Raw genomic sequence first — 14,080 nt, 5'->3', positions numbered from 1 at the left:
CCGACGCCGGAGCCTATGCGTGAGCCGACGCGTGAGCCGACGCGTGAGCTGCCCCCCGGACTGCGTGAGGCGGCCCTCGTGGTCCTGCGGGACGTGCGGCTGTGGCGGCTGCCGCCCGACCGGTGGGAGCGGCTGGCCGGCCTCCTCGACACGGCCGCGGGCGCCCTGCGCGCGGGCGACGCGGACCGCTTCGACCAGGCCACCGTGGAGCTGGAGCTGGCCGGGCCCGTCCGCATCACCCGCATCGGTGACCCGCACCGCGGCTCCCCCCGGGAATCCGTCCCCGCACCGGCACCGCCGCCGGTCCGGGAGCGCCTGAACCATCTCATCCACACCCTGTCGGGCGGCCCCGGCGGGACCCCGGACGAGGACGGCCGTCCGCCGGACGACGGCCCCCGCGGCGGGCAGCGGCCCGGCGGACGTCCGTGACCGGGCCGGCGGGACTCCTCGACCAGCACCTGGTCGTCCACCTGTACGCCCCCGCCGAGGGACCCGGCGCACCCGCCGCCCACCGCGCCCTGCACGCCCTGTGGAACGGCTGCCGCCTGCTCTTCGGCATGACCGAGCCGATCGCGGGGACCGGGCTGCCCCCCGTGCCGCCGGCCGACCTCGGCGCGCTGCCGCTCGGCGCGGAGCGGGCGCTGGCCGCGCAGGAACGCCCCGGCACCGACTGCCAGGCCGTCCTCCGCCTCCACCAGGACCTCCTCAACCTGTCGGTGTCCCTGACGTCCGACCGGCCCGCCGGGCCCGCCGGGCTCACCCGGCCTACCGGGCCGACCGGGACCGCGTGGGGCGAGGAGGGCGAGCGCTGGCGGGCCCCCAACCGCGCGTGGTCCGCCCTCACCGGCCGGCACGCCCCGCACCTGCTGGGCCAGGCCCGCCTCTACCTGGCGCGCGTCCCCTCCGCCGAGGAGGTCCGCACCTGCGCCCCGCCCCTGTACGCACGGCTGCACCGCCTGCTGCCCGCCGAGGCGGTCCGCGCCTCCCCCGCCTGGCGGCGCGGCACCCCCCACACCAGCGGCCTGGCTCTGTGGGAGACCGGGGACGACACCGACGAACGCGCCCTGCGCCGCTTCCTGGTGGCCGTCGCCCCCGACGCCGATCGGGCGGCGAGCGCCTGGCTGTGGTCCCGGGGCGACACCGCGCTGCCCCCGTTCGCCCGCTATCTGCTGCACGCCGCCAAACTCCGTTACCAGTTACGGGTGTGGCAGCGCGACAACCAGGCCCGGGAGCTGCGGACGGCCCTGGAGACGCTGGGTACGGAACTGCGCCGGCTCGGCGCCGGCGACCGCGCGACGGCCGAACTGCTGCGGCTGCGCCGGCTCGACTCGCTGCTCTTCCTCAACGACCTGCGCGCCCTGCGCCGTACCGTGGACATCGCCGCCGACAACCTGCGCCGGGCCGTCGACCTGCCCGGGCCGGCCGCCCCCGGCACCCCGTTCGCTGACGACGCCGACCTCGCCCGGTCCTTCCTGGAACGGCTCGACGACGACCTGGCGTACCTCGGTCTCGCCGCCGACGGCGCCGGAGAACTGGCCGCGGCCCACCCCTCCCCGGCCCCCGGGCCCGCGACGCCCCCGCCCACGCCCCCACCGGGAGCGGCGACGGCTCGCGCCACGACGGACGGCGCCGTGACGGACGGCGCCACGCCATACGGCCTCACGGCAGACGGCCTCACGACGGACCGCGCCACGACGGGCGACCCCACGACGGACCAGGCCACGGCAGAGGGCGTCACGGCAGAGGGCGTCACGGGGCCCGGAGCGACGGCTGAAGCGGCAGCCGCCCCGGTCCCGGTCCCCGGGCCTGTGACCCCCGCCTCCGGGCCTGTCGCGGGCCTCTCGGGGCCCGGCAGCGGACCCGGAAGCGCACCCGGCGGCCGGCCCGGCAGCCCGCCCGGAAGCGCACCCGGCGGCCGGCCCGGCAGCCCGCCCGGCAGCGGACCCCGCGGCACGCCCCGCACCACGCCCGGCAGCGAACCCGGCAGCCCGCCCGGCGGCGACCGTTCCCGCAACGTCTTCGTCGTGCACGGCCGGGACGTCCCGGCCCGCGACGCGTTCTTCACCTTCCTGCGCGCGCTCGGCCTGTGCCCGCTCGAATGGGAGGACCTGGTCGCCCTCACCGGCAGCGCGTCACCGTTCCTGGGCGAGGTGATCGCGCGGGCCATGCCGTACACCCAGGCCGTGGTGGTGCTGATGACCCCCGAGGACGTCGTCCGGCTCCACCCCGACCTGCACGAGACGCAGGAGGCGGCGCACGAGGCCCGCTGGTCGTTGCAGGCCCGTCCGAACGTGCTGCTCGAACTGGGCATGGCCCTGGTGACCCACCCCGACCGGACGGTCATCGTGGTCGCCGGCGACCAGCGGCCGGTGAGCGACCTCGGCGGGCGCAACTTCGTCCAGATGTCCGGGGCGCCCGGCTTCCGTGCCAAGGTCGCGAGCCGGCTGCGGCTGGCGGGCTGTCCGGTCGACACGGACGGCCAGGACTGGCTCACCGCGGGCGACTTCACCGCCCTCACCGCCTACGACCGCCGCCCGCCCGGGGCCGCCCCGTGACCGGTCCCGCCCGGCCGGCCCCGCCCGGCCGGGCCCGCCCGCGCCCCGCCCGGGAAGCGGAGGGGAAGCGCACGGAAGCGGCGGGAAGCGGCGGGAAGCACGGGGAATCACCGGGGTGGTGTCGTCGGAAGCGGCGGCGGGGGTGAGGTCGGGGCATGGCAGAAACACAGAGCAACGACACCAGCCGGCGGCCCTCGCCGGACACCACGCTCGAACTGCTCAGGGCCCTCTTCCAGGACCGGCCCGGACTGCTGCGGGCCGTGACGCTCGGCGACCTCGAAGGCCGCGGTGTGGTGGAGGAGATCCAGTCCCACGACCGGCTGTTCGGCCTGCCGGTCTTCCAGTTCGCCGTGGGCCAGACCGGCGCCGGCAAGACCTCCCTCGGCAACCTCCTGTTCGGCGAGCGGGCGATGCGCTCGACCGGCTACCAGGACTGCACCGACTACATCGGCATGCTCAGGCTCCGCAGCGACCTGTGGTACTTCGACACCCCCGGCGCGGGCGGCGACGAGCAGTACGAGAACTTCGCCCGTCTCGCCCTCGGCCTCGAACAGATCCGGGGCAGGAAGGCGAAGTCGTTCGAACTGCTCGACTTCACGGACGCGTCCCTGGAGGGCGAGAAGGTGGTCGGCGTGCTGCGCACGGAGGTCGCGGCGGCCGACCGCGACCGGGACTTCGGCGAGAAGTACCCGCCGGACGTCATCGTCTACCTCGTGGTGCCCCAGCGCCTGTTCCTCCGTCCCGACCAGGACTACCTCAGGGACATGCTGGAGCGGTACGGCGACAAGGTCGTCGTCGCCCTCAACACGTGGGAGAGCGCCACCCGGGACGTCGACGTGCTCAACGTGCGCCGGCAGATCACGTCGGTCTACCAGGACGTCTTCGGCGCCTCGGCCGAGCCCCGGTTCGTCCGGTTCGACGCCCTGAGCGGCACGGGCGTCCACGACCTCACCCGGGCGCTGTGCCAGGTGATCGCCCCGGAGAAGCTCGGCGGCATGCAGGCCGTCCTGGACGGCGACCTCAAGGAGCACGCCCGCCGGGAACGCAGCCTGCACTACCGCCGTACGGTCAACCGGATCGCGGCCCGGCTGGCGCTCAACACCGTGGACCAGCAGGCCGGGAACCAGGACCTGGTGGCGGTCGCCGCCAAGGGCGTCAGCCAGTTCGGGGTGCTCACCTTCGAGGCCGGGGCCGCGGCGGCCGCCCTCCGGGACGCGCTCGCGGAACTGGTCGACCGTGAGGCGCGGTCGGTCCGGGAGAAGCAGTCCGAGAAGGTCATCACCAAGGACCTCACGACCCGCAAGCGGGACATCGTCACCAAGGAACCGAAGTTCGACCTCGTCGAGACGACCCGCAAGGAGAAGAAGAAGATCACCCGCGAGGTCGAGCAGGTCACCGGCAAGGGCTTCCTGAACACGCTGAAGGAGCACGCGAAGGCCACCGTCGACCAGATCGACAACGCCCTCGGCGGCGGCGGCTGGGACAAGCACGACGCGCTGCGCGAACGGGCCCGGCGCAACTCCGTGCACCGGACCACCAGCACCGTCCAGGAGGAGGTCGAGGTCCCGGTCACCGAGATCCGCCAGAAGGTCGTCGGCTACCAGGAGAAGGTGCTCGCCACCGTCGAGGAGGTCGTGGACGTCACCGAGCGCGTCATCGGCACCAAGGCACTCAAGGGCGGCCTCCCCGTGATCGAGCTGCTGCTGTCGGTGGGGACGGGCGTGGAGGCGTACTGCGTCGCCGAGGACGGACGGGACGGCATCGACACCTACGTGGAACGGGAGCGGCAGCGGATCGCGATCGTGCTGGACCGGGCCGAGCCGCAGCTGTCGAAGCTGCTGCGCAAGGGCCACGAAGCGGAGGAGGAGATCGCCGTGCTGCTCGACCGTCTCCTCGCCACGTCATGAGCGCCCGCACGAGGGGGCAGACGCTGCTCACCCTCGACGAGCCGTCCCTCGGCGACGTGCGCGCCGCCCTCATCCAGAGGCGGCTGGGCACGGCCCGCCCCACCACCGCGGGCCGGCTGCCCCGGCTGGTGTCCACCGGCCGGACCGGCAGCGGCAAGTCCACACTCGGCAACCTCCTGGTCGGCTCCGACGACCTGCTGCGCTCGACCGGCTTCCAGGACTGCACCGACGCCGCCCACGTCCTCCGCTTCCCCCGCGGACTCACCTACGTCGACCTGCCCGGCGTGGCCGGCGACGACCGGCTGGAGAACTTCAACCGGCTGGCGCTGGGCCTGCCGCAGGCACCGCAGTGGCCGACCGTGGACGCGCTGCGGGTCCTGCGGTACGAGGAGCGCCGGCAGATCGCCGACGACACCCACCCGGCCGCCGGTCTCCCGCCCGACCTGCTCCGCCCCGACCTCGTGCTGTACCTCTGCGCCCCGCACCGGGGCGTCGGCCGGGCCGAGGAGCCGTACATCGTGGACCTGCTGGGCGCGATCGGCAGTGAGCGCGTCCTGTTCGTGCTGAACCTCTTCCACGACGAGGCCGGCCGGCGGCTCGCCACCCCGCAGAACCTGGAGGACGCGCACGCCGCCCTGGCGCGCTGGCACCAGGAGGCGGGCCGGCGGCTGGACACCTCGCGGATCGTGCCCATGGACTGCCGGTCCGGGGCGGGGCTGGCGGGACTGCTGTCCGCGGCCCGCGACTGCCTCGGCGGGAACGCCGCGCTGACCGAGATCGTCACCTACCAGCACGAACGGGCGCCGCGCCTGTACCGCCGGGAGGTGCAGCAGGCCGTGGTCCGGTTCGCCGCGCAGGTCGCGGCGGTCACGCCCGCGTCGGACGCCACGGCCGGCGAGGTGCCCATGGCGGCCGCCCGGCGGCTCGTGGAGTACGCGGACCGCCTCGCGGGCGGCGGCGGCCGCGACCACGGGCCCTGGCTGAAGCGCTTCGAGGCCCTCACCGCCAAGGAACTCGCCGGCCTGCGGAAGGTGGCCACCGAGCCGATCATCGAACGGCGCTCGAAGGACGTCTACGAGGACGTGCCGCGCTACGACTGGGTCAAGGAGACCGACTACAGCCGGCCGGTCTACGAGACGCGCCGCCGCAAGGTGAAGGTCTCGCCCGGCGACTTCGACGAGTTCCTGGACGGCATCGGCAACTGGCTGGGCGGCGACGGGTTCGTCGCCGAGCGCTGGGTCAGCGAGGAGGTCCTCGTCGGCTACAAGAAGAAGAAACGGCAGGTGGTGACCGGCTACGACCAGCGGTACGTACGCACCGACCACTGGGACGAGACGGTCGGCGTGCGCGAGGTGGCCGTCACGTACGACCCCCTCGGCGTCCGGGGCGTCGCCCTCGCCCTCACGGCCTGGCACGCGGCCCTCTCCACCGCCGCCGGCAAGGCCCCGGGCCCCCTGGACGCCGTCCGCCGCGACATCCACCGCCGCATCGAACGCCTCGGCGCCACCCCGGCGGCCCTCGCCGCCAAGGCGGAGCAGACCCTGCCCGAGGACACCGGCCGGCTGCTGGAGGCGGTCCTGCGCGCCGGGGAGACGGGGGGTTCCGAGTGAGACGGGGGGGGCGCCGGCGAGGCGGGAGCGGGAACGGGTGCCGGACCGGGGGCACGGATGAGTCACGGGGAGCCACCCCCGGCCGAGAGGCCACCGCCACCGAAGCCCGCCATCGCGCCGGCGTCCCCTCAGGGGGCGTCCGGCTCGGACGAGGGCCGGGGGCCCGGCTCGTGCGAGGGCCGGGGGCCCCGCTCGGACGAGGGCCAGGCGCCCGGCCCGGACGAAGGCCAGGCGCCCGGCCCGGACGAAGGCCAGCGGCCCCGCCCGGACGAAGACCAGGCGCCCGGCCCGGACGAAGGCCAGCGGCCCCGCCCGGACGAAGACCAGGCGCCCGGCCCGGACGAAGACCAGCGGCCCCGCCCGGACGAAGACCAGGCGCCCGGCCCGGACGAAGACCAGCGGCCCCGCCCGGACGAAGACCAGCGGCCCCGCCCGGACGAAGGCCAGGCGCCCGGCCCGGACGAAGACCAGCGGCCCCGCCCGGACGAAGGCCAGGCGCCCGGCCCGGACGAAGACCAGCGGCCCCGCCCGGACGAAGGTGGGCTCGCGGGCGGGAATCCCGTGCCGGGTCCTCCCGCTTCGGGCGGCCCCGGAGCGGGGGAGGCGTCCGGTGGTTCGGGTGTCTGCCTGCGCCGGGCCCTGTCCCTCGCCCGGCGCGCCTTCGCCGCGCGGGAGCGTTTCGACCGTGGCGTCGGGGGTGCGGCGGCGCTGGAGGAGGCGATCGCCGGCGTGCGGGAGGCGTTGGCGCTGCCCTTGGCGGAGCCGGGGCTGCGGGCGGTGCTGGCCGGCCGGCTGTCCTCGCACCTGTACCACCGGTGGCGGCTGTCCGGCCGGGCGGAGGCCTTGGAGGAGGCGGTGGCGCTGGGGCGCGCCGCGCTGCTGGACGGCCGGCATCCCGATCCCGTCGAGGTCCACCGCAACCAGTGCGCCGCGCTCGTCGCCCTGTTCGAGACGACGACGGACCTCGCCCTGCTCGACGAGGCGGAGCGACACGGTAGGCGGGCGGTGCGGCTGAGTCCTCCGGGCCACCCCGCGCGGGCGGGCTGTCTGTCCAACCTCGCCCTGGTGCTGCACCGCGTCCACCAGTTCCGCCGTGACCCGGCCGCCCTCGACACGGCCGTCACGGCCGAGCGGGAGGCACTGGCCTGCCTCGCGCCGGACGATCCACTGCGTGCCCGCCACCAGCACAACCTCGCCGGTCACCTGCGGGCCCGCTACGACGCCACCCGCGACCTCGACGCGCTGGAGGAGGCCTGCGCGCTGGGCCGGGCGGCGGCCGGGGCCCTCGGGGACCCGCTGCACCAGGTGTCCGCGGCCGGCGCCCTCCTCACCCGGTACCTGGCGCGCGGCGACCTCGCGGACGCGCACGAGGCGCTGGCCCTGGAGGAACGGGCACTGGAGCGTGTCGCGCCCGACGATCCGCGCCGTCCCGCCTACCTCAACATCACCTCCGCCACCCTCGGCCACCTGGCCGCACGCACCGGGGACGCCGGGTGGGCCCGCCGGGCGGTGGCCGTCTCCGCGGAGGCCGTCGCCGCCACCCCGCCCGGCCACCTGGACCGGCCCGGCCATCTGCGCACCCTGTCGTCCCACCGCCTGGCCCTCTTCCGGCTGACCGGCGACACCGAGACGCTCAGAGCGGCGGTGCGGGCCGTGGAGGAGGCCCTGGCGGCACTGCCGGCGGCCCGTCCGGAACGCGGGGCCTGCCGCTCGGTGCTCGTGGAGGCGCTGGTCACGCTGTACGACCACACCCAGGAGCCCGGTCTGCTGGACGACGCGGTACGGGCCGCCCGGGCGGCGCTGGAGGAGGGCCCGGAGTCCGGTGCGCAGCGCGTGCCCTGGCTGAACAACCTGAGCGGCACACTGCGCGCCCGTCACTGGCTCGACCGCGACCGCGCCTACCTGGAGGAGGCCGTGGCGACCGCCCGGGAGGCGGTGCGTCTGGCCGGCGACGACCCCCGCCTCCCGCTGTACCTGGGCACGCTCTGCTCGGCGCTGCACGACCTGGACGGGGTGACGGGCGGCGACCTCGGCCTGCGTACGGAACTGGTGGCGGCGGCCCGCCGCGCCCTGGCCCACACGCCCGAGGACTCCCCCGACCGGGGCCGGCGCACCGGCGAACTCGCCTGGACGCTGGTCCTGCTGGCCCGCGCGCCGGGCGTCGCGGAAGCCTCCGCCGAGGAGGCGGCGACCGAGGCGGTGGCCTTGGCCCGGCACGCGCTGCGGGCCCTTCCCGGGGACCGGGTGGAGCACGCGGGGGTCGCGCTGACGCTGGGAACGGCGCTGGTCGCGCGGTACGGGCCGGGTGCGGACGATTCCGGCGGTGCCGCGGCCTCCGGTGCGACGGCCGGCGCCCCGGCACCGGAGCCCTCCCCGTCTTCCCCGCCCTCCCCGCCCGCGCCGCCGCCCCCGTCGCCCCCTCCCTGGGCCGAGGCGGCCGAGGTCCTCGCGGCGGGCGCCGCCGCCACCGCCTCCCTCCCCCAGGACCGTCTGGAGTGCGCCCGTGCCCTGTGCGCCCTGTGGCTGGCCGCCGGCCGTCCCGCCGAGGCGCTGGACGCCGTGGAACAGGCGGTCGGCCTCCTGCCGTACGTGGCGCCCCGGCACCTGGCCCGCAGTGGCAGGGAGCGCGGTCTGGAGCGGCACGCCGGTCTTCCGCAGCAGGCGGTGGCGGCGGCCCTCGCGGCGGGACGGCCCGGCCGCGCGGTGGAACTGCTGGAACGCACCCGGGGCGTCCTGCTGGGCGAGGCCATCGAGGCCCATGACGGCCCGACGGCGCTGCCCGCGCCCCTGGCGGCGGAGTTCGTGCGGCTGCGGGAACTGCTCGCCGTACCGCCGCGGTGGGCGCACGGTCCGCCGGACGACCGGCTGGGCGTCCTGGCGGAGGGCGAGCGGCGCCGTGTGCTGGCCGCCCGCTGGGGGCACCTGCTGGAGCGGATCCGGCGCGTCCCCGGTCTCGCGGACTTCCTGCGCCCGCCCGCGCTGCCGGAGCTGGTGGCGTCGGCGGCGGACGGACCGGTCGTCATGGTCGTCGAGGGCCCGGCGGGCGGACACGCCCTGGTCGTCGGCGCCCCACCCGCCGGCCGGGGCACCAGCACCGGCACCGGCACCGGCGCCGACGCCGACGCCGACGGGGTGACGGTGGTCCCGCTGCCCGCGCTGACGCCGGGCGCCGCGCACGGCTGGGCGGCCCGTCTGCGGGAGCCGCTCGGCAGGGGCGAGCCGCTGGACCGCGGGCAGCTGCTCGCGCTCCTGGCGTGGCTGTGGGAGGCGGTCGCCGGGCCGGTGCTCACCGCCCTCGACCCGGCCCCGGGCTCCCGCCTGTGGTGGTGCCCGACGGGCGCGCTGGCGCTGCTGCCGCTGCACGCGGCCGGCCGGTACGACGCGGATCCCGCCGTCGGCGTCCTGGACCGGGTGGTGTCGTCGTACACGCCGACCCTGCGGGCCCTGGCGTACGCCCGCTCCCGGGTGTCCGCGGCGGACGGCGGCGCGCTGGTCGTCGCCGTGCCGGAGCCGGAGTCGGCGTACCTCGGCCCGCTGCCCGGTGCGGTCCGGGAGGCGGAGGGGGTGGCCCGCCGGCTGCACGGGGCGCGGCTGCTGTGCGCGGCGGAGGCGGACCGGGCGTCGGTGCTGGCCGCGCTGCCCCGGCACGCGGTGGCGCACTTCGCCTGCCACGGGGCGGGCGACACGGTGTCCCCGGCGGGCAACGGCGTCCTGCTGGCCGACGCCGACGGCGTTCCCCTGACGGTCGCGGCGGTGGCCGGGCTGGATCTGCGGGGCGCGGCACTCGCCTATCTGTCGGCGTGCGGCACCAGCGAGACGCGGATCTCCTTGGCCGACGAGTCGGTGCACCTGGCCTCCGGCTTCCAGGTCGCCGGGTACCCGCAGGTCGTCGGCAGCCTGTGGAGCGTCCCGGACCTGGCCTCGGCCCGGGTGGCGGACGCCTTCTACGCCCACGCGGCCGAGGACGGGCGGCTGGTCCCGTCCCGCGTCCCGCACGCCCTGCACCACGCGGTGCTCGCCCTGCGCCACCGCTACCCGGGCAGTCCCGAACTGTGGGCGCCGTACGTCCACCACGGCGCGTGAGACCGGGCGCGTGAGACCGGGCGGGCGGGCGACCGGCCGCCCGCCCGGTCTCACGGCCGTCACGGGTCGTCGCCGGGGCTGCCGCGCCGCCTCCGCCCACGCCCCGCCGCCTCCGACAGGGCGGCGGGACGTCGTGACGTAGCCCGCGCGCCGGTCGGCGGTCGCGGTGCCGCACGGAGCGGCACGCCCGCAGCACAACGCGCGGCGCGGCGCGGCACGACGCGTCGCAGCGCGGCACGGCACGGCACTGCACGCGCAGCACGACACGACACGCGCAGCACGACACGACACGACGCGGCATGGCACGACGCAGCCGGCACGGCCGGCACGGCCGGCACGGACCGCCTCCCGGTGCCGTCGTCCTGCCCGCCGACGCGGAGTCCTGCCCGCCGACGCGGAGTCCGGGCCGCCGACGCGCAGTCCGGGCCGCCGACGCAGCGTTCCCGCCGGGCACCGGACCTGCCCCGCTCAGGGCACCGCACCGGCACGTCCCGGCGGTCCCTCCGTCGGGGGGCGTCGCACGTACCCTGCTCGGGTGAACGACATGCCTCTCGGCGTCTCCCTCCCGCCCCTGCCGGGCGGCGCCTCCCTGGGCGACGTGGTGCGCCGTCTCGCCGACCTCCTGGAACCCGGTCCCGACTGGTGCGGCCGGGCGGACACCGGCATCGAGGACGTGGTCATCGCCGGTCCCGGCGAACCCCTCGACTCCCTGTCCGACGCCCTGGTCCTCGCGGTCGGGGCGCGCGGTGACGAGGCCGTGGCGATGGTGACCCGGGCGGCCGCGGCGGGGGCCGCCGCCGTCGCCGTACGGATCGCGGACGACGGGCTGCCGGCGGCGGTGCGGTCGGCGGCCGAGGACGCGGGCATCGCCGTGCTCGGGGTGCCGGCCGGGCTGCGGTGGGACCGGGCGGAGGCCGGGATACGCGCCGCGCTCGCCCGGGGACGCGCGGAGCGGCCGGCGGACCGGGGCGGTGACCTGTTCTCCCTCGCCCAGACCGTGGCCACCCTGACCCACGGCGTGGTCAGCGTCGAGGACGCGGCGCACCGGGTGGTGGCCTACGCGGGCTCCGGCGACGAGGCGGACGAGCTGCGCCGCCGCTCCATCCTGGGCCGCAGCTGCCCGGAGTCGTACCTCGCGCTGCTGCGCCGGCTCGGCGTGTACCAGCGGGTGCGGGCGGGCGACGAGGTGGTCCCGGTCGACGAGCAGCCGGAGATGGGCGCGCGGCGGCGGCTGGTGATCGGGATCAACGCCGGGCGCCGGCCGCTGGGGACGATCTGGGTGCAGGAAGGCTCACGCCCGCTGGCCGAGCGGACGCCCGAGATGCTGCGCGGGGCGGCGCGGCTGGCCGCCGCCCAACTGGTGGACCACTACTTCCAGGGCGACGCCACGGCCCGGCTCGCCTCCCGCGAGGAACTGAGTCACGGGCTGCTCACCGGCCGCTTCGACGCGCCCGCGCTCGCCGCGCACCTGGGTCTGGATCCGGCGGCCGCCGCCCATGTGGTCGCCGTGGACCTGCGCGACCCGGCCGGGAGCGGCGACGCGGTGCGGGCGGACGCCCGGCGTGCGGAGGCCACCGGGATCATGTCGGTGCACGCCGCCGCCCACCGGGACAACGCGCTCGTCGTGCAGGCGTGCGGCCAGCTCTACGCCGTCCTGCCCGAGCCCGTGGCCGACCCGCCGGTCGGTGACGCGCCCCTCGTCCGCTGGGCCGAGCAGCTCGTGGCGACCCTGCGGCGCCTCACCGGCACCGGGGTGCAGGCGGTCGTCGCCGGACGGGCCGAGCGCCTCGCGGACATCCCGTCCGTGAAGCTGCGCGGACACCGCGCCCTGCACCTGCTCACCCGCAGCCCCGAGGTGACCGTCGAGACCCATGCCCGGCTCACGCCCGCGCTGGTCGTCCGCGACACCCTGGACCTCCTGGACGGGGCGCCCGGCGTACGGTTCCCGGCGGTGGCCGCCCTCGTCGGGCACGACGGCGCGCACGGCACCGACCTCGCGCGGTCGCTGCTGCTGTACCTGGACGCGTTCGGCGACGTCGCCGTGGTGGCCAAGCGCCTCAACGTGCACCCCAACACGCTGCGCCACCGCGTGCGCAGGGCGGTGGCGCTGACCGGTCTGGACCTGGAGGACCCCGAGCACCGGCTGGCGGCGACGCTCCAGCTCCGTCTCGACCTCGGCGTACCGGACCGGACGGACACGGCGTTCCCGGCCGGCTGAGGACGCGCCCCGGACGCGGCGGCGGCGGCCGCCGCACGGCGGCAGGCCCGCCCACCGGCGGGGACGGCCGGAAGGACACCTCCCACTCCCCCGGCCCGGCCCGGGCACCGGGCGGACGACGGGCGTTGTCCGCCGGAACAGCGCGGAGAGGTGTCACCACTGTCCGTCCGAACAGCACGGGCAGGTGACGCGGGCTGTCCTCCCGGACAGCGTGGCCCGCGCATCGCTGTCCGAGCGGACAACGGCCGGGGCACGGCTGTCGGCTTACGTTCACATCCTGTTCGCGTTCTGCGACGGCGTCCTTGTCCTCCTCCGCTCCGGAGTCCAGCCATGCCTTCTTCCGCGCCCAGCCGCGCCCCCGAGCCGGGCACCCCTGCCCCCGCCCCCGACGCGGCCGCGTCCGAGTCCGAGTCCGAGTCCGAGTCCGCGTCGGGATCGCCGGCCGGTCTGCGCCGCGTCGCCACGGCGAGTTTCATCGGCACGGCCATCGAGTTCTACGACTACTACATCTACGGAACCGCGGCCGCCCTCGTCCTGAACGAGGCGTTCTTCCCCGACCTGTCGGAGACCGCGGGCACCCTGGCCACCCTGTCGACCTTCGCGGTCGGCTTCGCCGCGCGCCCGCTCGGCGCCGCGATCTTCGGACACTTCGGCGACCGCGTCGGCCGCAAGGCCGTCCTGGTCGTCTCGCTGCTGATGATGGGCCTGTCCACCGGTCTGATCGGCCTGCTGCCCGGCTACGACACGCTCGGCGTCGCGGCCCCGATCCTGCTGGTCGTGCTCCGGCTGATCCAGGGGCTGGGCCTGGGCGGCGAGTGGGGCGGCGCCGCGCTGCTCGCCGTCGAACACGCCCCGAAGGGCAAGCGGGGACTGTACGCCGCGGCCCCCCAGATGGGCTCCCCCGTCGGCTACTTCGCCGCCACCTGTACGTTCCTGCTGATGTCGTCGGTGCTCAGCGACGAGGCCTTCGGCAGCTGGGGCTGGCGCATCCCGTTCCTGGTGTCCTTCGTGCTGGTCGCCGTCGGTCTGGTCATCCGCCTGCGGATCTCGGAGACGCCGGCCTTCGCGAAGGTCACCGCCGAGCGGGAGACCGCCAAGGCACCGCTGCTGGAGGCGTTCCGGGTGCACCCCAAGGAGATGCTGCTCGGCGCCGGCATGATCACGGTCGTGTACGTGATGTTCTACACGGCGGCCACCTACTGCATGACGTACACCACCGGTGAACTCGGCATCCCCAAGAACGACATGCTGATGCTGACCCTGGTCGCCGTGGTGGTCCTCGGCCTGTCCACCTTCCTGGTCGCCCGCTGGTCGGACCGCGTCGGCCGCCGTCGCCTGATCATCGCCGGTGCCGCCTTCGGCGTGGTGTGGGGCGCGGTCCTCTTCCCCCTGCTGGACACGGAGAACTACGTCCTCATCGCGATCGCGCTGAGCGGCGCCCTGCTCTGCATGGGCATCATCTACGGCCCCGCGGGCGCCTACATGCCCGAGCTGTTCGGCACGCGCATGCGCTACTCCGGCGCCGGGTTCTCGTACAACCTCGGCGGCGTGCTCGGCGGCGCCGCGGCCCCGCTGATCGTGACGGCGCTCGCCGAGAACTACAGCCCCGTGGTGGGCGGCTGGTTCATGAGCGGCATGGCCCTGCTGTCGCTGCTCTGCGTCCTCGCCCTGCCGGAGACCGGCCGGCGCGACCTCGACGCGATCTGA

At 76.4% G+C, this 14,080-nt stretch carries 7 protein-coding genes; all 7 read left to right on the top strand.

Annotated features, from left to right (window positions below; genetic code table 11):
* Positions 1–15 precede the first annotated feature (15 nt).
* The 7 genes from ACFYWQ_RS33390 (at position 16) to ACFYWQ_RS33360 (ending at position 14,080) form a co-directional block, all read left to right on the top strand.
* Positions 16–429 carry a CATRA system-associated protein gene (locus ACFYWQ_RS33390; protein ID WP_389521714.1) on the top strand — a complete coding sequence of 138 codons (414 nt, stop codon included), beginning with the start codon at positions 16–18 and terminating at the stop codon, positions 427–429.
* Positions 426–2,555: a CATRA conflict system CASPASE/TPR repeat-associated protein gene (locus tag ACFYWQ_RS33385; protein WP_389521713.1), complete on the top strand. Its 2,130-nt coding sequence runs from the start codon at positions 426–428 to the stop codon at positions 2,553–2,555. Before ACFYWQ_RS33390 ends, ACFYWQ_RS33385 begins: the two co-directional genes overlap by 4 nt.
* A gap of 155 nt (positions 2,556–2,710) precedes the next feature.
* The gene (locus ACFYWQ_RS33380; protein WP_389521712.1) at positions 2,711–4,462 is read left to right on the top strand and encodes a hypothetical protein; all 1,752 of its coding nucleotides are present in this window, start codon (positions 2,711–2,713) and stop codon (positions 4,460–4,462) included.
* The gene (locus ACFYWQ_RS33375; protein ID WP_389521710.1) at positions 4,459–6,072 is read left to right on the top strand and encodes a hypothetical protein; all 1,614 of its coding nucleotides are present in this window, start codon (positions 4,459–4,461) and stop codon (positions 6,070–6,072) included. Before ACFYWQ_RS33380 ends, ACFYWQ_RS33375 begins: the two co-directional genes overlap by 4 nt.
* A gap of 561 nt (positions 6,073–6,633) precedes the next feature.
* A complete protein-coding gene (locus tag ACFYWQ_RS33370) occupies positions 6,634–10,155 on the top strand; it encodes a CHAT domain-containing protein (protein WP_389521708.1) in 3,522 nt (1,173 codons plus the stop codon).
* A gap of 544 nt (positions 10,156–10,699) precedes the next feature.
* The gene (locus ACFYWQ_RS33365; protein WP_389522025.1) at positions 10,700–12,373 is read left to right on the top strand and encodes a PucR family transcriptional regulator; all 1,674 of its coding nucleotides are present in this window, start codon (positions 10,700–10,702) and stop codon (positions 12,371–12,373) included.
* A 330-nt stretch (positions 12,374–12,703) separates the two neighbouring features.
* A complete protein-coding gene (locus ACFYWQ_RS33360; RefSeq protein ID WP_389521706.1) occupies positions 12,704–14,080 on the top strand; it encodes an MFS transporter in 1,377 nt (458 codons plus the stop codon).

This window comes from Streptomyces sp. NPDC003247 (genome assembly GCF_042888135.1).
Taxonomy (GTDB): Bacteria; Actinomycetota; Actinomycetes; order Streptomycetales; family Streptomycetaceae; genus Streptomyces.
Note: the sequence above shows the minus strand (reverse complement) of the source record. Positions and strands in the feature narration are given on the sequence as shown.

What these genes read in the sequence shown, in the direction of transcription:
- ACFYWQ_RS33380 (WP_389521712.1), top strand. Translation starts at nt 2,711, where the DNA reads ATGGCAGAAACACAGAGCAACGACACCAGCCGGCGGCCCTCGCCGGAC.
- ACFYWQ_RS33375 (WP_389521710.1), top strand. Translation starts at nt 4,459, where the DNA reads ATGAGCGCCCGCACGAGGGGGCAGACGCTGCTCACCCTCGACGAGCCG.
- ACFYWQ_RS33365 (WP_389522025.1), top strand. Translation starts at nt 10,700, where the DNA reads ATGCCTCTCGGCGTCTCCCTCCCGCCCCTGCCGGGCGGCGCCTCCCTG.
- ACFYWQ_RS33390 (WP_389521714.1), top strand. Translation starts at nt 16, where the DNA reads ATGCGTGAGCCGACGCGTGAGCCGACGCGTGAGCTGCCCCCCGGACTG.
- ACFYWQ_RS33360 (WP_389521706.1), top strand. Translation starts at nt 12,704, where the DNA reads ATGCCTTCTTCCGCGCCCAGCCGCGCCCCCGAGCCGGGCACCCCTGCC.